The organism is Devosia sp., from assembly GCF_048261455.1.
Lineage (GTDB): Bacteria > Pseudomonadota > Alphaproteobacteria > Rhizobiales > Devosiaceae > Devosia_A.
The window spans coordinates 1-20,816 of the sequence record NZ_JBLXGA010000002.1; the positions used below are offsets into that span (position 1 = coordinate 1).

22 protein-coding genes are annotated in these 20,816 nt (G+C 64.7%); 14 read left to right on the forward strand and 8 right to left on the reverse strand.

From position 1 onward, the window contains the following. From ACN0TK_RS02015 to ACN0TK_RS02060, 10 genes are all read left to right on the forward strand, one after another. Positions 1–395, forward strand: a 395-nt coding sequence (locus ACN0TK_RS02015; RefSeq protein WP_417307771.1) for an aldehyde dehydrogenase family protein, incomplete at its 5' end; no start/stop codon positions are given. Between the two features lie 102 nt (positions 396–497). Continuing rightward, entirely contained in the window at positions 498–1,748 is a 1,251-nt protein-coding gene (locus tag ACN0TK_RS02020; RefSeq protein WP_417307772.1) for a Zn-dependent hydrolase, read from the forward strand. A gap of 67 nt (positions 1,749–1,815) precedes the next feature. Next, positions 1,816–1,965: a hypothetical protein gene (locus tag ACN0TK_RS02025; RefSeq protein ID WP_417307773.1), complete on the forward strand. Its 150-nt coding sequence runs from the start codon at positions 1,816–1,818 to the stop codon at positions 1,963–1,965. After that, on the forward strand, positions 1,962–3,416 hold the full coding sequence (gene hydA, locus ACN0TK_RS02030; RefSeq protein WP_417307774.1) for a dihydropyrimidinase: 1,455 nt from the start codon (positions 1,962–1,964) through the stop codon (positions 3,414–3,416). The genes ACN0TK_RS02025 and hydA overlap by 4 nt, the downstream gene beginning before the upstream one ends. A gap of 2 nt (positions 3,417–3,418) precedes the next feature. Further along, a complete protein-coding gene (locus ACN0TK_RS02035; protein ID WP_417307775.1) occupies positions 3,419–3,856 on the forward strand; it encodes an NUDIX hydrolase in 438 nt (145 codons plus the stop codon). Then, on the forward strand, positions 3,856–4,635 hold the full coding sequence (locus tag ACN0TK_RS02040) for an ABC transporter ATP-binding protein (RefSeq protein ID WP_417307776.1): 780 nt from the start codon (positions 3,856–3,858) through the stop codon (positions 4,633–4,635). The genes ACN0TK_RS02035 and ACN0TK_RS02040 overlap by 1 nt, the downstream gene beginning before the upstream one ends. Beyond that, entirely contained in the window at positions 4,635–5,186 is a 552-nt protein-coding gene (locus ACN0TK_RS02045) for a hypothetical protein (RefSeq protein WP_417307777.1), read from the forward strand. The genes ACN0TK_RS02040 and ACN0TK_RS02045 overlap by 1 nt, the downstream gene beginning before the upstream one ends. Next, the gene (locus ACN0TK_RS02050; protein ID WP_417307778.1) at positions 5,183–6,064 is read left to right on the forward strand and encodes an ABC transporter permease; all 882 of its coding nucleotides are present in this window, start codon (positions 5,183–5,185) and stop codon (positions 6,062–6,064) included. Before ACN0TK_RS02045 ends, ACN0TK_RS02050 begins: the two co-directional genes overlap by 4 nt. After that, complete coding sequence (locus ACN0TK_RS02055; RefSeq protein ID WP_417307779.1) at positions 6,061–7,158, forward strand: ABC transporter permease; 1,098 nt, start codon at positions 6,061–6,063, stop codon at positions 7,156–7,158. The genes ACN0TK_RS02050 and ACN0TK_RS02055 overlap by 4 nt, the downstream gene beginning before the upstream one ends. A gap of 22 nt (positions 7,159–7,180) precedes the next feature. Next, a complete protein-coding gene (locus ACN0TK_RS02060; protein ID WP_417307780.1) occupies positions 7,181–8,155 on the forward strand; it encodes an ABC transporter substrate-binding protein in 975 nt (324 codons plus the stop codon). 84 nt (positions 8,156–8,239) lie between these two features. On the opposite strand, the gene ACN0TK_RS02065 is transcribed toward ACN0TK_RS02060, so the two are convergent. The 4 genes from ACN0TK_RS02065 to ACN0TK_RS02080 all read right to left on the reverse strand — a co-directional run bounded on the left by ACN0TK_RS02065 (position 8,240) and on the right by ACN0TK_RS02080 (position 12,484). After that, complete coding sequence (locus ACN0TK_RS02065; RefSeq protein WP_417307781.1) at positions 8,240–10,186, reverse strand: beta-N-acetylhexosaminidase; 1,947 nt, start codon at positions 10,184–10,186, stop codon at positions 8,240–8,242. A gap of 28 nt (positions 10,187–10,214) precedes the next feature. Further along, on the reverse strand, positions 10,215–11,270 hold the full coding sequence (locus tag ACN0TK_RS02070) for a D-TA family PLP-dependent enzyme (RefSeq protein WP_417307782.1): 1,056 nt from the start codon (positions 11,268–11,270) through the stop codon (positions 10,215–10,217). A 75-nt stretch (positions 11,271–11,345) separates the two neighbouring features. Next, the gene (locus ACN0TK_RS02075) at positions 11,346–11,624 is read right to left on the reverse strand and encodes an EscU/YscU/HrcU family type III secretion system export apparatus switch protein (protein ID WP_417307783.1); all 279 of its coding nucleotides are present in this window, start codon (positions 11,622–11,624) and stop codon (positions 11,346–11,348) included. After that, positions 11,621–12,484, reverse strand: coding sequence for a flagellar hook-length control protein FliK (locus ACN0TK_RS02080; protein WP_417307784.1), 864 nt, complete (start codon positions 12,482–12,484; stop codon positions 11,621–11,623). Before ACN0TK_RS02080 ends, ACN0TK_RS02075 begins: the two co-directional genes overlap by 4 nt. Positions 12,485–12,605: 121 nt before the next feature. Here ACN0TK_RS02080 and ACN0TK_RS02085 point away from each other — a divergent pair, with 121 nt between their 5' ends. Continuing rightward, positions 12,606–12,728: a hypothetical protein gene (locus ACN0TK_RS02085; protein WP_417307785.1), complete on the forward strand. Its 123-nt coding sequence runs from the start codon at positions 12,606–12,608 to the stop codon at positions 12,726–12,728. A 637-nt stretch (positions 12,729–13,365) separates the two neighbouring features. On the opposite strand, the gene ACN0TK_RS02090 is transcribed toward ACN0TK_RS02085, so the two are convergent. Continuing rightward, positions 13,366–14,667: a zinc ABC transporter substrate-binding protein gene (locus tag ACN0TK_RS02090; protein WP_417307786.1), complete on the reverse strand. Its 1,302-nt coding sequence runs from the start codon at positions 14,665–14,667 to the stop codon at positions 13,366–13,368. A gap of 15 nt (positions 14,668–14,682) precedes the next feature. On the opposite strand from ACN0TK_RS02090, the gene ACN0TK_RS02095 reads away from it, so the two are divergent. Genes ACN0TK_RS02095 through ACN0TK_RS02105 form a run of 3 tightly spaced genes read left to right on the forward strand, consistent with a single transcriptional unit; the run spans position 14,683 to position 16,780 of the window. After that, positions 14,683–15,474 carry an ATP-binding cassette domain-containing protein gene (locus tag ACN0TK_RS02095; RefSeq protein ID WP_417308132.1) on the forward strand — a complete coding sequence of 264 codons (792 nt, stop codon included), beginning with the start codon at positions 14,683–14,685 and terminating at the stop codon, positions 15,472–15,474. Positions 15,475–15,518: 44 nt separating this feature from the next. Beyond that, the gene (locus ACN0TK_RS02100; RefSeq protein WP_417307787.1) at positions 15,519–16,334 is read left to right on the forward strand and encodes a metal ABC transporter permease; all 816 of its coding nucleotides are present in this window, start codon (positions 15,519–15,521) and stop codon (positions 16,332–16,334) included. Then, positions 16,334–16,780 (forward strand): Fur family transcriptional regulator, encoded by a 447-nt coding sequence (locus tag ACN0TK_RS02105; RefSeq protein WP_417307788.1) that lies wholly within the window; start codon positions 16,334–16,336, stop codon positions 16,778–16,780. Before ACN0TK_RS02100 ends, ACN0TK_RS02105 begins: the two co-directional genes overlap by 1 nt. On the opposite strand, the gene ACN0TK_RS02110 is transcribed toward ACN0TK_RS02105, so the two are convergent. The 3 genes from ACN0TK_RS02110 to ACN0TK_RS02120 form a co-directional block, all read right to left on the reverse strand. Continuing rightward, positions 16,777–18,936 carry a putative bifunctional diguanylate cyclase/phosphodiesterase gene (locus tag ACN0TK_RS02110; protein ID WP_417307789.1) on the reverse strand — a complete coding sequence of 720 codons (2,160 nt, stop codon included), beginning with the start codon at positions 18,934–18,936 and terminating at the stop codon, positions 16,777–16,779. The genes ACN0TK_RS02105 and ACN0TK_RS02110 overlap by 4 nt on opposite strands. Before the next feature lie 204 nt (positions 18,937–19,140). Continuing rightward, the gene (locus ACN0TK_RS02115; RefSeq protein WP_417307790.1) at positions 19,141–19,977 is read right to left on the reverse strand and encodes a dipeptide ABC transporter ATP-binding protein; all 837 of its coding nucleotides are present in this window, start codon (positions 19,975–19,977) and stop codon (positions 19,141–19,143) included. Next, positions 19,974–20,816 carry an ABC transporter ATP-binding protein gene (locus ACN0TK_RS02120; protein ID WP_417307791.1) on the reverse strand — a complete coding sequence of 281 codons (843 nt, stop codon included), beginning with the start codon at positions 20,814–20,816 and terminating at the stop codon, positions 19,974–19,976. The genes ACN0TK_RS02115 and ACN0TK_RS02120 overlap by 4 nt, the downstream gene beginning before the upstream one ends.

The following is a 20,816-nucleotide window of genomic DNA, read 5'->3' on the forward strand; positions in this document are numbered from 1 at the left end:
CGCTGTTCGACAATGTGACGGCCGACATGACGATCTACCGCGAGGAGATCTTCGGACCGGTGCTGAGCGTGGTGCGCGCCAAGAACTATCAGGACGCGGTCGATCTGATCCACGGGCACGAATATGCCAATGGCACGGCGATCTTCACCCGCGACGGCGATGCAGCGCGTGAGTTTGCCGACAAGATCGAGGTCGGCATGGTGGGCATCAACGTGCCGATCCCGGTGCCGGTGGCCTATCACAGCTTCGGTGGCTGGAAGCGCTCGCTGTTCGGCGATCATTCCATCTATGGCCCGGAAGGCGTCCATTTCTACACCCGGCTGAAGACCGTCACCACGCGCTGGCCCGCCGGGATCAAGGGCGGCGCAGAATTCAGCTTCCCGAGCCAGAAGTAAGGGAAGAAACGACACATCCAGGTGGGGTGACCGTCATCCCACCTCTCACCCCGAAGGGGGCGAGGAACTGAAATTGACACAAGCGAAAAGAGGCTAGGCCCCATGCCTGCACCCGGTGAGAACCTGCGTATCAATCCCGACCGTCTGTGGGACTCGATCCACGAGATGGCGGAGATCGGGCCGGGGATCGCGGGTGGGTCGAACCGTCAGACGGTGACGGACGACGACGCCAAAGGCCGGGCGCTGTTTCAGAAATGGTGTGAAGACGCGGGCATGAGCATGGGCGTCGACACCATGGGCAATATGTTCATGACGCGGCCGGGGACAGATCCGGACGCCCTGCCCGTCTATGTCGGCAGCCATCTCGATACGCAGCCGACCGGCGGACGCTATGACGGCGTGCTGGGCGTGCTGGCCGGCCTCGAGCTGGTGCGCACGCTGAATGACCTCGGGATCGAGACCAGGCATCCGATCGTCGTCACCAACTGGACCAACGAGGAAGGCGCGCGGTTTGCGCCCGCAATGCTGGGCTCCGGCGTCTTCGCGGGGATGCACACGCAGGACTATGCCTATGCGCGCACCGACCCCGAGGGCAAGGCGTTCGGCGACGAGCTGAAGCGCATCGGCTGGGTTGGCGACGAAGAGGTGGGCGCGCGCAAGATGCACGCCTATTTCGAGTATCACATCGAGCAGGGACCTATCCTCGAAGCCGAGGACAAGCAGATCGGCGTGGTGACCCATGGCCAGGGGCTGTGGTGGCTGGAATTCACGCTGACCGGCAAGGAGGCGCACACCGGCTCGACGCCGATGCATATGCGGGTCAATGCCGGGTTGGCGATGAGCCGCATCGTCGAGATGGTGCAGGCCGTGGCGATGGAAGAGCAGCCGGGCGCCGTGGGCGGCGTGGGGCAGATGTTCTTTTCGCCGAACTCACGCAATGTGTTGCCAGGCAAGGTTGTGTTCACCGTCGATATTCGCACGCCGAGCCAGGACAAGCTCGACCGCATGCGCGCCAAGATCGAAGCGGAAGCCGCAACGATCTGCGAGGCGCTGGGCGTCGGCTGCGCAGTGGAGGCGGTTGGCCATTTCGACCCGGTGACCTTCGACCCTGAACTGGTCGGCCGCGTGCGGCAGGCGGCGGTCGACCTCGGCTACAGCCACATGGACATCATTTCGGGCGCAGGCCACGACGCGTGCTGGACGGCGCGGCTGGCGCCCTCGACGATGATCATGTGCCCCTGCGTCGACGGTCTGAGCCACAACGAGGCCGAGGATATCTCAAAGGAATGGGCCACTGCGGGCGCCGACGTGCTGCTGCGGGCGGTGCTGGAGACGGCGGAGATTGTGGGGTGAGCGAACAGGCGCCTCATTGGGGCCACAGCACGGGTATCGCGCGATCCACTTCTGGAACACGGACGTGATGACCAACATCGAAGGCGTGTCGCAGACAATCGCAGACAGACTGGACAAGGCCCCCTCACCCGGCCTTCGCTTCGCGAAGACCGACCTCTCTCCCGAAGGGAGGCGTGATGCGGTGCCGGGCAACGGAATTACGGGGAAACAAGCATGACATCCAAAATCATCAAGGGCGGGACGATCGTTACCGCGGATTTGACCTATGCGGCCGATATTCGGGTCGAGGGCGGCAAGATCACCGAGATCGGGCCGGACCTCTCGGGCGACGAGGTGCTGGATGCGAGCGGCTGCTATGTGATGCCGGGCGGGATCGACCCGCATTGCCATCTCGAAATGCCGTTCATGGGCACCTATTCGACCGACAATTTCGAGACCGGCACGCGCGCAGCGCTTTCCGGCGGCACGACCATGGTGGTCGATTTCTGCCTGCCGAACCCGGACCAGAGCCTGCTCGAGGCGCTGCAGCGGTGGGACAACAAGACGTCGCAGGCGAGCTGCGACTACTCGTTCCACATGGCGATCACCTGGTGGGGTGAGCAGGTGTTCAACGAGATGAAGGATGTCGTCGACCGCGGCATCACTTCGTTCAAGCATTTCATGGCCTACAAGGGCTCGCTGATGGTGAACGACGACGAGATGTTCGCCTCGTTCCAGCGCTGCGCCGAGCTGGGCGCCTTACCCCTTGTCCACGCCGAGAACGGCGACGTCGTCGCCTCGATGACGCAGAAGCTGCTGGCCGAGGGCAATAACGGGCCTGAAGGACACGCCTTCTCGCGCCCTGCAGAGGTCGAGGGCGAAGCCACCAACCGCGCAATCATGATCGCCGACATGGCGGGTGTGCCGGTCTATATCGTGCACACCTCGTGCGAGCAGGCGCATGAGGCGATCCGCCGGGCGCGCCAGAAGGGCATGCGGGTGTTCGGCGAGCCGCTGGTGCAGCACCTGCTGCTCGACGAGAGCGAATATGCCAACCCCGACTGGGACCACGCGGCGCGCCGGGTGATGAGCCCGCCGTTCCGCAACAAGCAGCACCAGGATTCGCTGTGGGCGGGGCTGGCCTCGGGCTCGCTGCAGGTGGTCGCCACCGACCATTGCGCCTTCACAACGGAGCAGAAGCGCAACGGCATCGGCGATTTTTCCAAGATCCCGAACGGCACGGGCGGGCTCGAGGACCGGCTGTCGCTGCTGTGGACCTATGGTGTGAAGACCGGGCGGCTGACGATGAACGAGTTCGTCGCGGTGACCTCGACGAATATCGCCAAGATCCTGGGGCTCTATCCCAAGAAGGGCGCCGTGCTGGTCGGGGCGGATGCCGACCTGATCGTGCTCGACCCCAAGCGCAAGAAGACCATTTCGGCCAAAACGCAGCAGTCGGCGATCGACTACAATGTGTTCGAGGGCTTCGAAGTCGAAGGCCTGCCGCGCTTCGTTCTGACCCGCGGCCATGTGGCGGTGAAAGAGGACGAGCTCGACACCCGCGAAGGCTATGGCGAGTTTGTCGGGAGGAAGCCGATGGGTCCGGTCAACTCGGCACTCTCGACCTGGAAAGAGCTGACCGCACCGCGCAAGGTTGAGCGCAGCGGCATCCCGGCCAGCGGGGTCTAGGCGTGGCGGGGGGCACAGGGGAACCGATCCGCGTCGCGGCTGCCGCGATCATCAATGGGCGCGATGAAATGCTGCTGGTGCGCAAGCGCGGCAGCCGGCATTTCATGCAGCCCGGCGGCAAGATCGACGCCGGCGAGACACCCGTCGCGGCTTTGGTGCGGGAGTTGCGCGAGGAGATCGCGCTCGACCTGCCCGAGAGCGCACTGACCTATGAGGGGCTGTTTGCGGCTGATGCCGCGAACGAGCCCGGCCGGCAGGTGGTGGCCGATGTCTTCTCGGTCTTCGCCGAAGCCGATGTGTCGCCGCAGGCCGAGATCGAGGAACTGTGCTGGATGCCGCTGGCGGGCGAGATCGGCGTGCCGCGGGCGCAACTGTCTGAGGACCATGTATTCCCCCTTGCCCAGGCCCGTGCCAGGGCCCGCAGCGCGGAGGCCGGCTGATGTCGGTGGTATCGGCCAAGGGGCTTGGGCTGACCTTTTCGACGGGCGATGGCGACGTGGTGGCGCTGTCGGACGTCAACCTTACCATCGAGAAGGGCGATTTCGTCTCGTTCATCGGGCCATCCGGCTGTGGCAAGACGACATTCCTGCGGGTCATTGCCGACCTCGAACAGCCGACGTCTGGCACCATCACGGTCAACGGCACGTCGCCGAAGGATGCGCGGGTCAACCGCTCCTATGGCTATGTGTTCCAGGCGCCGGCGCTGTTTCCGTGGCGGACGATCGAGCAGAACGTGGCGCTGCCACTCGAAATCATGGGTCATGGCGAGGCCGAGCGGAAGAAGCGGATCGCGCGGGTGATGGAGCTGGTCAACCTGACCGGCTTTGAGAAAAAGCACCCCTGGCAATTGTCCGGCGGCATGCAGCAGCGCGCTTCGATCGCGCGGGCGCTGGCCTTCGATGCCGACCTGCTGCTGATGGATGAACCATTCGGGGCACTGGACGAAATCGTCCGCGACCATCTTAATTCCGAACTGCTGAAGCTCTGGGCCGCGACGAAGAAGACCATCGCCTTCGTCACCCATTCGATCCCCGAGGCGGTCTATCTCAGCACCAAGATCGTGGTGATGAGCCCGCGGCCCGGACGGGTGACCGACGTGATCGAAAGCCCCCTGCCCGCCGAGCGGCCGCTGGACATCCGCGAGACGCCAGAATTTCTTGAGATCGCTCATCGCGTGCGCGAGGGTCTACGGGCCGGTCACAGCTACGAGGAGCAGTGATGCTGGCAGGAGGGGCCACGAACATCAGCGCAGAGGTCATCGAAGGTCAGGGGATGACCGAGGTGGCGTTTCGGCGCCGCGGGCGATGGCTGAGCGGGCTCAAGATGATCGCATTCCTGCTGGCGTGGATGGTGGGCGCGGGGTTTGGCGCCCTGCTACTGGCGGCGAGTTCTGACTCTTCGCTGATGTTGTGGGTCTGGCTGGCAGCCTGGGGCTTTGGCGGGCTGTTTGTGCTCAACATTCTGCTCTGGCAGACATTCGGCACGGAGTCTCTGATCAGCCGGGCCGAAGAGCTGACCATCATGCGGCGGCTGGTGCTGATCACCAAGCCGATCATCGTGCCCGCGATGGAGATCCGGGCGCTGCGCTGGCTGGCTGACGATCCCACCCGCAAGGTGACAATAAATGGCTGGCGGGTGGCGCAAACGGCGATCGAAATCGCCACCTACGACCTGCAGCTGCGCTGCGCGCGGGGAATCACCGAAGCTGAAGCCAACAAGGCGATCGCCGCGGTCAAGCAGCGGCTGGCAGTGAGCTGGGGGCGCGGATGAACGGGTTCTGGCGCGAGGGCAAGCTGATCCCGATCCTGACCGTGCTCGGGGTGATCGTGCTGTTCTGGTACGTCATGGCCGTGGTGATGAACGCCCCGTGGCAGACGCGGCTGAACGAGCGCGCCGGCGAGCCGGTCGGGTTCACGACATTTGTCAGCCAGACCTGGTCGCAATCGAAGCCGGTGCTGCCGGCGCCGCACCAGGTGTTCAGCGAAATCTGGAAGGCGACGGTCGAGACCGACATCGGCTCGAAGCGATCGCTCGCCTACCATGCCGGCATCACGCTCGGCTCGACGCTGTCCGGGTTCATCCTCGGCACGGCGCTGGGCGTGCTGCTGGCGGTGGCGATCGTGCACAATGACGCGTCGGACCGCTCGCTGATGCCGTGGATCATTGCGAGCCAGACCGTGCCGATCCTGGCGATTGCGCCGATGGTTGTGGTGGGGCTTGGGGCGGTCGGTATCCAAGGGCTGGTGCCGAAGGCGCTGATCTCGATGTATCTGAGCTTTTTCCCCGTGGTCGTGGGGATGGTGAAGGGCCTCAGGACGCCAGAGGCGATCCAGTTCGACCTGATGCGAACCTATAATGCGTCGGCGTGGAATGTGTTTGCCAAGCTGCGCTGGCCAGCGTCGCTGCCCTTCCTGTTCGCCTCGATGAAAGTGGGGGTGGCGATCTCGCTCGTTGGCGCCGTGGTGGCAGAACTATCTAACAGCGCAGGCGGCGGGCTGGGCGTGCGGCTGCTGACCGGGTCCTATAACGGACAGACCGTACAGATCTGGGCGGCGCTGTTTCTGGCGGCGGCGCTTTCGGCCTTGCTGGTGGTCGGGGTCGGCGCAGCCGAACGGGTAACTGGTCGCTTGATGGGGGCACGGGCATGAGCCGGCTGCAAGTCGTTCTGGCCGCACTGGCCGGCGGGTGCGGCGCGTTGAGCCTCGTGCTGGCGCTGCTGACGGGAGGCGCGCCGCTGCTGCTGGTCGTCTTCGGCTCCGTGGCGGTCCTGAGCCTGGCGCGCTTCCGCGTGACTTTCAGCCCGTGGGTGGATGCGGCGATTGCTCTGCTCGGTGCCGTGGCACTGATCCTTGCGCTGCCCGCCTATGAGCTGCAGCCGGGCTTCTTCTGGCTGGCGCTCGCGGCGACCTGGCTGTTTTCCTGGCTGTTCGTCGAGCGGCTGGCGCAGGCGATCCGCGAGGGGACGATACCTGAGCGGGTGGCGCAGCTCGTGATCCCCCTAATGTTCGGGGCCATGCTGCTGTTCGCCTGGGAGGCGGTGACGCGCGGTGCGAATGTGCCCCAGGTGATCCTGCCGGCCCCGAGCCTGATCTGGGCGCGGATGCTGGACTCGATCCCGATCCTTGTCGCGGATTTCCAGCAGACCTTTTTGAAGGCGGTGCTGGCCGGCTATGCGATCGGGTGCCTCTCGGGCTTTGCCGTCGCCATCATGGTCGACCGGTCTCCGTTTCTGGCGCGCGGGCTTTTGCCCATCGGCAATTTCATGTCGGCGCTGCCGATCATCGGCATCGCACCAATCATGGTGATGTGGTTCGGCTTCGACTGGCAATCTAAGGCGGCAGTGGTGGTCGCGATGACGTTTTTTCCGATGCTGGTGAATACGGTCGCCGGGCTCAACGCCAGTTCGGTGATCGAGCGCGACCTGATGCGCACCTATGCTGCGGGGTACTGGCAGACGCTGGTCAAACTGCGGCTGCCAGCCGCGGCGCCGTTTATCTTCAACGCGCTGAAGATCAACTCGACTCTGGCGCTGATCGGCGCAATCGTAGCGGAATTCTTCGGGACGCCTATTGTGGGAATGGGCTTCCGGATATCGACCGAGGTCGGCAAACTGAACATCGACCTGGTCTGGGCAGAGATCGCCATGGCGGCGGTTGCGGGATCTGCCTTTTATGGCGTGGTGGCGCTGATCGAGCGCGCCATCACGTTCTGGCATCCGTCTGTCCGTGGTGGACGGGCGTAACGAGGGTAAGGGACGACATCTGATGAAAAAGCTTCTTATGGCACTGACTGCCGGCGCCATGGCGTTTTCCGCTACGGCCGCCATGTCTGCAGATGCACTGACGCTGCAGCTCAAGTGGGTGACGCAGGCGCAGTTTGCCGGCTATCTCGTGGCAAAATCCAAGGGCTTCTATGAAGCCGAAGATCTCGACGTCACCATTCTGCCCGGTGGCCCGAACATGGCGCCGGAGCAGGTGATCGCCGGCGGTGGCGCCGACATCATCGTCGACTGGATGGGTGGCGCGCTGGCCGCACGCGAAAAGGGTGTGCCGCTGGTCAATATCGCCCAGCCGTTCAAGCGCTCGGGCCTGATGATGATCTGCCCAACCGAGACCGGTATCACCGAAGTGGCGGACTTCCCCGGGCACACGCTTGGCGTGTGGTTCTTCGGCAATGAATATCCGTTCTTTGCCTGGATGAGCAAGGAAGGCCTGGCGACCGACGGCTCCGAGGGCGGCGTGACCGTCTTGCAGCAGAGCTTCGATATCCAGCCGATGATCCAGGGCCAGGCCGACTGCATCTCGGTCATGACCTATAACGAATATGGCCAGGCGCTGGCTGCGGGCTATGGCCCGGACAACCTGACCATCTTCAACTATAGCGAAATGGGCAATGACCTGCTCGAGGACGGCCTCTATGTGATGGAGGATACGCTCGAGGACCCGGCCAAGGTGGATGCCTACACGCGGTTCGTAAAGGCCTCTATGGAAGGCTGGCAGTACGCGCTCGACAATCCGGAAGAGGCGGCCGAGATCGTCGTCGAGATGGATGACACGGGCGCTGCCGAATTTGATGCGCAGCTCTACATGGTCGGCGAAGTCTCGAAGCTGGTCGATGCCGGTGATCCGGCGCTCGACCTCGAGACCTACGAGCGCACCAAGGACGCGCTGCTGGCTCAGGACATCATCGAGAACGAGCCCGAAGGCGCCTACACCACCGAGATCACGGACGCGCTGTAAGTCACGGCATCGTTTGAATGCCGAGGCGGGGGCCAGTCCCCCGCCTCTTTTCGTTTCGCCGCTGCTAGCGGCTGCATACGCGGGTCAGTGCCCTTCGTAAAAGCCATGCAGATTGGGCATGAGCCCGGCGAAGGCAGCAAAGCGGGCGTAGTTGCGCTGCGCGGGCGCGGTCCAGCCAGTTTCGGCAATGGCCGAAAGGCGCGGGAAGACCAGCCGGTCGAAGACGGCGCGGTCGGTCATCGGCTCGGACCAGATGCAGGCCTGCACGCCGAGCAGGTGCTGGCGCTCGGCGTCGGACCAGCCGTCCGCCGGATCGAAGGCATAGGTGGCTTCTACCGACGAGAAGCCGGCCCATGAGGCCCCGCATTCGTGCCATTCCGGGGCGATGGCCATATCGAGATAATAGGCCTGACCTGGGGCGACGACCACGTCATAGCCCCGGGCCGCGAGCCGCTGGCTGGCTTCGACCGTGTGCCAGCCGACAAGGTAGCTGTTTTCGCTGTCGACGCCGCCGCCCTGCGCGGCCTCTTCCCAGGCGCCGGTGATCTTGCCCTGGCTGGTCAGGAAGCTCTGGATGCGCTGGAGGAGATGCGCCTGGAGCGGCGCGGCACCTGTGCCACCCAGACCACTCGCGAGCTCTTTGGCTGCGGCCGAACTCGCCCAGGCGTCTGCGGGCACCTCGTCTGCGCCGACGTGGAAATAGCGCGACGGAAACAGCTCGACGAGTTCGCCGAAGATGGTTTCGAGGGTCGTGTAGACGGCTTCCACCGCCGGATTGAGGCAGTTGTTGGTGAATGCCTGCACCGAACTGTAGCTGCCGTTTTCCGTCGGGTCGGCCAGTTGCGGCAGCGCCTGCAGCACGGCGTAGCAATGACCAGGCACGTCGATTTCCGGGACGACATCGATGCCCCATTCGGCAGCGCGCGTCACCACGCGGCGCACGTCTGCCTTGGTATAATAGCCGCCGGTCCGCTCCGGCCCGGTGCCGAGCAGCGGCGGAATGGGCAGGCCATAGCCGCGCCAGGCGCCGATATCTGTCAGTTCGGGGACGGCAGCGATCTCGACCCGCCATGCCTCGTCGTCGCTGAGGTGCCAGTGGAAGGCATTGAGCTTGTTCCAGGCCAGGATGGCGAGGAACTGCTCGACCTCATCGACGTCGTAAAGACGGCGCGCCACATCGAGATGGCAGCCACGCCAGCGCAGTTCGGGCGCGTCGGTGATGGCACCGGAGGTCGGAAAATCGAGACTATCGAGGCCCCGTCTGGCGCCGCGCAGGATCTGGCCCAAGGTGATGAGGCCATAAAGGTGCCCCACGCGGGTTTCGGCGGTGATGGTGATCGCGTCGTCGGCGAAGCTGATTTCGTAGCCCTCCGGACCACCGGGGCCATCGACGAGACGAACGTCTATTCCGCCCTCACGGGCTGGGCGCATGAGACCTTCGCCCGGAAACAGGCGTCCAACGAGCGCGTCGAAGGCCGCAATGGCAGCGGTGCCTGCCGTACTGTCCGACACCGGCGACAGGCCGGCGGGCACGGTGCGGCGCCCGCCAATCTGCACGTCGCGCGGCCACGGAATGACGGCGACCGACTCTGGCGGATGCGCGGGAAGCGGGAAGGCCTGGCTGCCGCGGCGGCGCGGCGCGTCACTGCCGGCGAGCGCAGTGGGGATGGTGCGCAGCGAGCGGGTTTCACCATTGTCGAGGATCAGGAAGCCGGTGACGACACCATCGGTCCAATGCTGCAGCGGATAGCCGAGCTCGGGCAGTATGATTGTCCAGGTCTCGCCCGGAGCGATCGTGATGTCGGGCGGCGGCGCGACCTCGCAATAGTTCGACAGCGCCTTCAGGATCCGCCCGCCTTCGATGGGGGCATCGGCGCTGACATGGAGTAGGCCGGAAAAGCCGAGCCCGAAACCGCTCAGCGCGTGTTCCGACCCGTTTTTCAACCGCAGCGTATAGCGCGCGGAGGTGTCACCCTCCTCCGGCTGCCACTCGCTGCTGAGGGTAAGCTTTTCGTACCAATCAAGAACCATTTAAATACCACTCCCTGCTGGAGTGGTTTTAGTCACTTCGACCGCGGGCAGCAACCGGAACGGTTTCGACCAGATCATCGCCCGAGACCAGATTGACGCTGTCGTAAAGGTTGGAGACGACGCAGGCGTGGTTGGGGATGATGCGCAACCGATCGCCGACCCGCGGCCAGTCCGAGGCGTCGGGCAGGTTGATGACGCCATGTTCCTCTGAAAGCGCAGTGACGGTGAGGTCGGTGCCCATGATGAGGCCGAACCCGTCCATCCCCAACGTGTCGGAGGTGAGGGCCTTCGAACCTGCGTCGATGACGGCACGCGTGGCATTTGGCCGGCTGACCACCGTGGCGAGAACCGTGAGGGCGCAATCGTCTAGGTTGGCAACGCCACTCGCCACCTGCGAGCGGTCGAAATAGATATAGGTGCCGGGGCGGCGCTCGGTGACCGGCGCGGCTGCGGGGCTCCACATGTCGGGGGTATTTCCCGAAGTGACGACGGGCACCGGCAGGCCAGCCTGTTCGATGAGGTTGACCGCCTCGCTGAGCCATGCGTTCGAAGCGGCGATGTCGTGCTTAGGCGGATAGGTCATCAACCCGCCGAAGCTGAGGCCGGGTGCCATGTCGATCTGACGGGCCAGCGCGAGCGCCTGTGCCGGGGATTGCACGCCGCAGCGCCCGGCACCGGTATCGCACTCGACCAGCACGGTCAGCGGCTGGTCGGCCGTGAAGGTCGCGGCATAGCCGGCGACGGTATCTGGGCTGTCGGCCGTGACGGCCAACGTGACACGGGCGTTGAGGGCCACGAGCCGGGCCAGTTTGCGCTCACCGATGATGTTGTAGGGCAGAAGGAGATTGGTGATGCCGCCATCGGCCATGACCTCGGCTTCGCCGAGCTTTTGCACGGTGATGCCGACGGCGCCGAGTTCGACCTGGCGCAGCGCAAAGCGCGGCAGCTTGTGGGTCTTGATGTGGGGGCGGAGCTTGTAGCCTTCGGCATCGGCGTGTTGCTGGGTGCGCTGCAGGTTGGCTTCGACCCGATCGAGGTCGATGAGGACGGCAGGGGTGTCGATGGAGGCGAAGGGCTGAGACATGTAACGGGATCCGGTTTGGCGGCGCGCCTTAAAAGATGCGCTACACTAGCCGATCGCTACCGGAAAGTGCGACCGTCAGCGCTGAGAATTTGCGGCGCGCAGAACGAAGCCGATGATCTCGGCGACGGCCTCGTAAAGCTCGATCGGGATGGTCTCGTCGAGCTCTACGCCCGCGAGGGCCTGGGCCAGGGTTTCGTTGGCTTCGATGGCGACACCGTTTTCTGCCGCCAGCGCGGCGATGCGCCGGGCCAGCTCCCCCCTGCCCTTGGCTGTGATACGGGGCGCTTCGCGGCTGCCGCGCTCATAGGAAAGCGCCACGGCGAGATCGATGGGGCGGTCTTCGGGCTCATTCATGTCGCGGCATCCAGCAGGCGGCCGGGCTGGCCGGGTTTCGGCGGTGCCGGGGTGCGCCGCAAGTGGACGCCAGTAACCTCCAGACCGCGAGCGGTGAGGGCCGGAGCAAGTTCGGGCAGCAGGGCTTCGAGCGCATCCGCAGTGGCCGGCTCGGCGGCCCAGAGCGCGACATTGGCACTGGTGCCCATGAGGGCGATCTCGGCACCGACTTCACCGATGGCGGCGAGCTTTACGGCAAAGCGCATGCGCCACCCGCGGGGACGACGATCGGTATCGCGGCGCGGCGCATCGCGGGTCACCTGAAGCTGCAACATGGCGGTCTGGGCGTTGAACAGCAGGGGCACTTCGACGCGGAATTCCGCCGGCTGGGCGGAGGGGCGGCCGGGATCGGGCGGCTGCGAGGCGAGCTGCATGAGCTTTAGCCGCGAGATGGCGGCTTCGGTATGACCCAGCAGCTGCCGAAGGCCCTCACGCGAGTTGTCCGGCGGCAGCTGCGGCTGCGGATCGGGCGCACGGGGCAGATCGCCCTTCAGGGGCGGTGGCGGCTGGCGGGTGACAGGAGCGACGGGCTCGATGGCATCCCCCAGCAGCGCCAACAGCCCGGTGCGCAGACCCAGCAAGGCGGCGCGGGTATCGGTGGGCAGAGGGCGTGCACCAGGTTCGCTGGCAATCCCCGCAGCGGTGACGGCGGCCTTCAGGGTCGCCGCAGTCGGTGCGCCACGGGCCAGATCGATCCTGTTGGCGAGGAGCTTTTGCGCAGCTGCCACCAGTGGCTGGGGGAGCGTCGCCGCGGCATCGAGCAGTGCCGGAAGGCGGGCGAGCACCGGGGCAAGGGAGTTCTGACGGGCGGCTGCCTGCACTGGGTCTGCCAGGACTGTCGCCAGCGACGCGGCGCGCGGCGCAGTGGTCGCTGCGGCTGACGGACTGGACGGTGTGGCGCCGGTCTGCGGTGCAGGAGAATTGGTCTGCGATATTTGAGGTGTGGACGATTGGAGCGCAGTCGCCGTGCCGGGCTGGACCAGCGCCTGGCCGCCGCCTGATGTCGTGATGAGCTGGGCCGCGGAGGGCGGGGAACTGGCGGTGGTCGGCGGTCCCGAGGCCTGAGCGGGATTCGGCGCGGATGGTGTCGTTGCGGATGGTGCCGCTGGCTGCGAAGCCGTTATGGGCGAATTGGCGGAGGCGCGTTGCGGCGTGAGGGAAGCGGATGGCGGCGGCGTCGGGCTTGAGGCTGCTGCGGCAACAGGCGTGGTGGGGCGCGCGGCGGATGCGGGGGCCTGACGCGCGCCTGACGACGCTGCGGGGGGTGTTGCGCCTGACGTGGGCGGCGCTGTGACCGGCAGAGGTATGCGCGCGACCGGCGCCAGGGTCGGCGCGGCAGATGTGGATGCCGGTGGGCGGGTCAGCACAGTGACGGCAGCCTGTCCTCTGGCGTCGGCAGCGGGGCGCAGCACGACCGAGGTGCCGACGGGGAGGGGCGGCTGCAGCTTGAGAACAAAGGTCTCGCTGCCTGCCGCGAGCTTTGCGAAGCCGCCGGGAAGTTCGGCTGAGACGGTTGCAGGCAGGGACTGGCCGAGGCGCGACAGCAGTGTGTCGAGACTGGTACGCGCCTGACGCAGCACGGCGGCCGAGGGCTCGGCCGCCGTTTCAGTGCGGGTTGTTTGGGCAAGCGTGACAGCCGGGTCAGACATGCGACGCATGATGCGCGCAACAGGTTAACGCCGGTTAACGCTGGCCAGTTCGGTTACTGCGCGAGGCAGGCCTTGAGATCGCCCGCCAGATTCTCGATCAACTGCCGATAGAGGCCAGGCCCGGGCTCGATGGCGGCGCCAACAGGATCGAGCACACCGGCGCGGGCGCCCGTGCCCTCGACGATGACGTCAACGATGCGATTGGGGAACTGCGGCTCGGCGAAAACGCAGGCCGCATCGAGTGTCTCCAGCTTGGCCCGGATAGTCCCGATCCGGTCGGCTCCGGGCGCCACTTCCGGGCTGACCGTCACCGAGCCGGCGACGTTGAGACCGAAGCGGTTCTCGAAATACTGGTAAGCGTCGTGAAAGACGACGAAGGGGCGCTCTTGCACCGGAGCCAAGGCCACCTCAGTTTTGGCAATCAACGCATCGAGATCGGCGATCTCGGCCTCGGCATTGGCACGATAGGTATCGGCACCCTCGGGATCGGCAGTGGCTAGCGCATCGGCAATGGCGCTGGTCATCAGCTTGGCGTTGGCGGGATCCAGGAAGAAGTGGAGGTCGAACTCTCCGTGGTCATGGTCTGCGTGATCGTGGCCGGCTTCGTCGTCATGGTGACTGGCGGCATGGTCATGATCGTGGTCGGCATCGTGATCATCTTCATGGTCGTGGCCATCTTCATGATCGTCGTCATGATCATGGTGGTCATCGTGATCGTGATGCTCGTCGTGATCGCCATGCTCGTCGGCATGTACGTGTTCGTGGTCGTCGGCATGGTCATGGTCTTCGTCTTCGTCATCCCCATGCCCATGCCCGTGTTCATCTTCATGTCCATGATCGTGATCATGGGGCTCGAAGGTGCCACTCTCGCGCGGCGGCAGCAGGTTGAGTCCGGGCGTCTCGTCGAGCTCGACGATTGTCGCTTGATCGGCAACCGTGGCGAGCGAGTCGCTGAGGAAAGCCTCGAGATCAGGACCGGTCCAGAAAACGAGATCGGCATTCTGCAGGGCCGCTGCGTTCGACGGTCGCAGTGCATAATCGTGGGGCGAGGCACTACCGCTGACAATCAGGTCTGGCGTGCCACGCTCACCCATGACCGCAGCGACGAGCGAATGGATCGGCTTGATGGTGGCGACGACACGGGGCGTCTCAGCCAAGGCAGGCGAAACACCTGTCAGCACGGTTGAGAGCAAGAGTGCCTGAACAGCAGCCCGCATGGGTAACTCCATTTGATATGTTATGACATTACGCTTTCGGTGCGTTACGCTATAACGTAATGAGACGTGACCGACAAGTGACGTGACGGAATGTATGAGATGGCTGTGAGCCGTGATGCGAAGCTGGCTGAGACCCATGCTGATCGCGAAACGCTGGTGACCGTGCGCGGCGCCGGCGTGCGGCGCGGTGAGCGCTGGCTGGTCGAAGGTGTGGATCTCGACCTGCGGCGCAGGGAAATCGTGACGCTGATCGGGCCGAACGGATCCGGCAAGTCGACCACCGCCAAACTGGTGACCGGCGTGGTGCGTGCCGACGCCGGCACGGTGACGCGCAAGGCCGGGCTGACCATCGGCTATGTGCCGCAGAAGCTGTCGGTCGACTGGACCATGCCTTTGACGGTCGACCGGCTGATGACACTGACCGGCCGGTTCACGTCGGAGCAGATCGAGGCGGCGCTGGCGGCAACCGGCGTGGCCCATCTGCGCAAGGCCGAGGTGCAGCACCTGTCGGGTGGCGAGTTCCAGCGCACGCTGATGGCTCGCGCGATGATCCGCAAGCCCGACCTGCTGGTGCTCGACGAGCCGGTGCAGGGCGTCGATTATTCCGGCGAGGTGGCGATCTACGATCTCATCGGCAGAATTCGCGACGAGACCAACTGCGGCATCCTGCTGATCAGTCACGACCTGCATGTGGTGATGGCAGCGACCGATACGGTGATCTGCCTCAATGGACATGTATGTTGTCGCGGCACACCGGACCTCGTGGCGCAAAGCCCCGAATATCTCAGCCTGTTCGGCGCGCGGGCGGCCTCGTCGCTCGCCGTCTATCAGCATCATCACGACCATACGCACCTGCCCGATGGGCGGGTGCTGGAGAGCGATGGCACGGTGGTGGATGCGCATGACCATCACCACCACGACCACGCAGGCCATTCGCATGGTTAGGGTGCGACGCGACGCGATCATTCTTCGGCCGACAGGAGCATTTCGTGCTTTCTGACTTTTTCACACGCGCGCTGGTCGCGGGCATTGGACTGGCGCTGGTCGCGGGCCCGCTCGGCTGCTTCATCGTGTGGCGCCGCATGGCCTATTTCGGCGACACCATGGCCCACTCGGCGCTGCTTGGCGTCGCGCTGAGCCTGTTGTTCGAGGTCAACATGACGCTAGGCGTCTTCATCGTCGCGGCTGCGGTGGCTGGCGCCTTGTTGCTGCTGCAGCGGCGCAATGCGCTATCGACCGATGCGCTGCTGGGCATCCTGAGCCACTCGACACTGGCCATCGGGCTGGTGCTGGTGGCGTTCATGAGCTGGGTGCGGATCGACCTGATGGGGTTCCTGTTCGGCGACATCCTTGCCGTTTCAGTGACCGATATCGTGGTTATCTATCTGGGCGGTGCGGTGATCCTGGCGGGGCTGGTGTGGATGTGGCGACCGCTGCTGGCGGCGACGGTGAATGCCGAACTCGCGGAAGCCGAAGGCATGCGCCCGGAACTGACGCGCGCACTGTTCATGCTGCTGCTGGCGCTGGTGATCGCCATTGCGATGAAGATCGTTGGCGTACTGCTGATCACCTCCCTGCTGATCATCCCCGCGGCGACGGCACGCCGACTTGCGGCGACCCCCGAGCAGATGGGCGTGCTGGCTGCCATAGCCGGCGCCATATCGGTAACCGGGGGCCTCTTCGGGTCGTTGCGGTTCGACACGCCGAGCGGGCCGTCGATTGTCGTCGCCGCCCTGGTATTGTTCCTGATCGTGCTGGTGGTGCCGGCGCGGCTGGGGCGCTCAAAGCTACAGAGGAGCAACTGATGGCCCATTCGCATGACGACCACCATCACGAGCGGCCAGCCGACCTGACGCGCAACCAGGAGCTGGTGCTCGATACGCTGAATGGGGCAGACGGGCCGCTGTCGGCCTATGACATTCTCGACCGGTTGCGGACCGAAGGGCTGCGGGCGCCGCTGCAGGTCTACCGTGCCCTCGACAAGCTGATGGCCAGCGGTTTGGCGCACCGGCTGGAATCGCTCAACGCGTTCGTGTGCTGTGCCGACGCAGGGTGCCATAGAAAGAGCAGCGGATCGGCGGCATTTGCCATCTGCTCGGACTGCGGGCGGGTTGATGAATTCACCGACCCCGAAGTGACGCGGCGGCTGGCCGACTGGGCGGCCGACACACAGTTCACGCTAGCCCGCACGACGATCGAACTGCGCGGCCAGTGCCAGGACTGCCGCGTAGCGGAACAGCGGGCCAACTAGCCCGCTTTCAGCATTGCCTCATCGGCCATTTCTTCGGGCGTCTTGGCGTTGGCGCTGACGAGCTTGCGCAGCGCCTCGATGCTCATGGGCCGCGCGAAGAAGTAGCCCTGGAATTCGCGGCAGCCGAGGCTGTTGAGGGCCGCAACCTCTTCGCGACGTTCGACACCCTCGGCGGTGACCGCCAGATCCATGGCGAAGGTGTAGAGCAGTGTCGATTTCACCAGCGCCAGTTTGACGTCGTCGGCATCAATGTTCTCGATCAGCGAGCGGTCGAGCTTCACCCGGTCGAACTGGAACTGGCGCAGGTAGCCGACCGAGGAATAGCCGGTGCCGAAATCGTCGAGGGCAATCATGATGCCGCGCTTGCGCAGCCGGTCGATGACGCGCCGGGCCCGCTCGGGGTGGGCCAAAAGAAAGGACTCGGTGATTTCGAGTTGCAGGCGCTCGGGCGGCACGCCCGCCTGTTCGAGCGTTTCGAAGATCACGTCAGCCAGTTGCGGATTGCGAAGCTGCGTCGTCGACACGTTGACGGAGATTTTCAGGCCCGGCAGCGGACCGATCTCGGCAATCGAACGGCGCAACGCCAGCATGCCGAGGTCGTCGATGAGCCCCGACGCTTCGGCGGCCGGCACGAAGACCGATGGCGATATCGGGCCAGCAGCACGCCGGCGCCAACGCATCAGGGCCTCGACGCCGGAGATGGTCTGTTCCGCGGTGTCGATCAGCGGCTGGTAGTCGAGATCGAACTCGTCGGCCTCGATGCCGCGACGGATGTCGGCCTCCAGGACGAGGCGCGCGCGGCGCTCGTCGTCAATGGCCGGATCGTAGAGCACTACGTGATTGCCGCCGGTCTCCCGGGCCCGCGACTTTGCCGTTTCCGCCATGCGCAGCACTTCGGCGATGGTGTCGCGCGTCGCCAGCATCTCGGCATAGCCAATGCTGAGGCTGGGCTTGAGGCGCAGTTGGCCGACGGCCAAGGACTCCGCCGCGATGTCGGTGATCTGGGTCGCGAACTGTTGCAGCTGCTCGGGGCCTTCCTCGCCGGCGCGGGCGAGCACGAAGTCCACCGGCCCGACCCGTGCAAGAGTCACCTTGTGGTCCAGTTCGCTTTCGAAGCGAGACGAGATGACGATGAGCAATTGATCGCCGACGTCCCGTCCGTAAAAGCTGCTGATGTCGTCGAAATTGTCGATGCCGACGCGGAGGACCGTAATCTGTATCTCGGGCTGGCGCCGCGAGAGGAGCCCTTGCAGATGCTCCTCGAGACCAAAGGCATTCGGCAGGCTGGTCACCGGATCGTAGCGCGCATTGAGATAGTCGCGTTTTTCCGACGCCGCGCGGCTACGCACCGTGGCGCCGAAGGCGACGAAGACCGCGATGGTCAGACCGCCGATGATCAGCATGACGATGAAAGCGAGACCCGCCACGTGCCGGAAGGCCGTGTCACCGGGATACCGGTTCGGCCAGACAAGCAGGCCGATGTTCACGTCCGCACCGTCATAGAGCGGGATCTTGTTCTGCGACGGCGTTGCGCTATCCGCCAGAGCTGGGACAGGCATCTGGAAGCGGTCGGCGATGGATGTGAGGAGGCGATCATCGATCTGCCGCGCGAACCACAGGAACCGGCGCTCCTTCGATGGGATGCTGGCCTCGCCGGCCGAACCCTGGATCATGGCACCGGCGAGCGCGACGACCCCGAAGTCATTGCGGGCAAGCCGCGCCACGGAGACATCGTTGCCGTAGCGATTGATCAACTGCTCGAGCATACCGAGCATCTGCGGGGCGCCACTGAAATGGCGCGCCAGAGTGCCATCGACCGAACCGCGAGCCGATTCGCCAAACAGGATATTGCCCTCGACATCGGTGAGAATTGCGGTGTCGTAGGCCTCGGAACTGCGGGCGGTCGTTCCCCAGGTGGCATCGTACCAGGCTGGATTCGGCTCGACATAGACGTTGAGAAAAGCTTCGGTCCAGGTCGCCTCATCTACCGCGTAGTCCCCTAGTCCCGCGACAAGTGACTGCATGCCGGCGCTAAGAGACTGGCGCGCACGCTCTGATTCCAGATCGTTGATCTCGACGCTCATGAGGTAGAGGCCGAGAAACACCAGCCCGCACACACCCAGATAGATCAGGGCTGCCGGCAGAACCAGGAACATGATGAAGCGGAGGAATGGCTGCCGGCGGTACGGTAGGGTCCTCGGCGACCCTCCCCCAGGGGCGGGTGTCTGAACTGTGTCTACAGGTTTTGACACGACTACGCACCGCGACTAAAGGCAGCCGTCAACCTAAGGTGATGCAATTAATGGCGATTTAAGTCGCTACTGCGCAGGCGCCCGCATGCGCGCATGAAAACGGACATTCTAGGTCTGCAACTCCGCTGCCTTGCGGGCCAGACGGGCCTTGATGCTATCGACATCGGCACGCGGCGTCGCGGCAAAAAGAGATTTCGTGTAGTCGTGTGACGGTGCCGCAAAGACCTGCTCGCGGCTACCATATTCGACCGCCTCGCCCAGATACATCACCATCACTTCATCAGCGATATAGCGCACCACCGACAGGTCGTGGCTGATGAAGACATAGGTAAGGTTGTATTCCTCCTGCAGATCGGCCAGCAGGTTGAGGATCTGCGCCTGCACCGACAGGTCCAGGGCGGAGACCGGCTCGTCGAGCACCAGCAGATCGGGATTGAGGATGATGGCGCGGGCGATGGCAATGCGCTGGCGCTGGCCGCCCGAGAACATGTGGGGATAGCGATTGAAGTGCTCGGGGCCGAGCCCGACCTTGACCAGCATCTCCTGCGCTCGCTGGCGGCGCTCCGATGCAGGCATGTCGGTATTGAGCTTCAGCGGCTCCATCAGCACTTCGCCAATCTTCTGGCGCGGATTGAGCGAGCCGTACGGGTTCTGAAAGACGATTTGCACCTTGCGGCGAAGCTGCGCACCGATGCGGCCGTTGCCGATATCGATCGTTTGGCCGTCGATGAGCAGGTCACCGGAGGTCTGGCGGTCGATGAGGGTGAGGATGCGAGCGAGCGTCGACTTGCCCGAGCCGGACTCGCCAACGATAGCCAGGGTCTTGCCGCGCTCGAGGGTGAAGCTGATGTCGCGTACGGCATGGACGGTACGGCCGCCGCCGAACAGAGAGCCGGCGACGTGGTAGTCGCGCACCAGATTGCGGGCTTCGAGGACCGGGGTCATTCGGCGATCAACTCCTCGAGAGTGAAGCCGGAAACCGTAGGCAGGCGATCGCCGGTGGCGTTGTCGGGCAAGGCGGCCAGCAGCGCCCGCGTATAAGGGCTGCGCGGCGCGGTGAAGAGTTCGAGGACGCCCGCCTCCTCCATCTTCAGCCCCTTATATTGCACGACGACCCGGTCGGCGGTTTCGGCGACGACGCCGATATTGTGGGTGATCATGATCAGGCCCATACCGTGCTCGACCTGCAGGCGCATCAGCAGGTCGAGGATCTGCTTCTGGATGGTGACATCAAGCGCTGTGGTCGGCTCGTCGGCAATCAGCAGCTTGGGATTGCAGGCGATCGCCATGGCGATCATCACCCGCTGGTTCTGGCCGCCCGACATCTGGTGCGGAAAGCTGTTGAGCCGCTGCTCGGGATCCGGAATACCAACCTGCTCGAACAGCTCGATGGCCCGGGCGCGCCGGGCCTGCTTGTCCATGCCAAGATGGAAGCGCAGCACTTCCTCGATCTGGAAGCCGACCGTGAAGCACGGATTGAGGCTCGACATCGGCTCCTGGAAAATCATCGCCACGTCCTTGCCGATGATCCTGCGCCGCTGTTCGGGCGTGATGGCCAGCAGGTCATGGCCGTCAAACGTGAGCTTGTCGGCCTTCACTGTCGCGGTATTGGGCAGCAGCCCCATCACGGCAAGCATGGCGACCGATTTGCCGGAGCCGGACTCGCCAACGATGGCCAGCACCTCACGCGGCTCGACATGCAGGTCGATGCCCTTGACGGCAAAGAACTCGCCTGCCGAGGTCTCGAAGCTGACCGAGAGATTGCGGATTTCGAGCAGAGACAT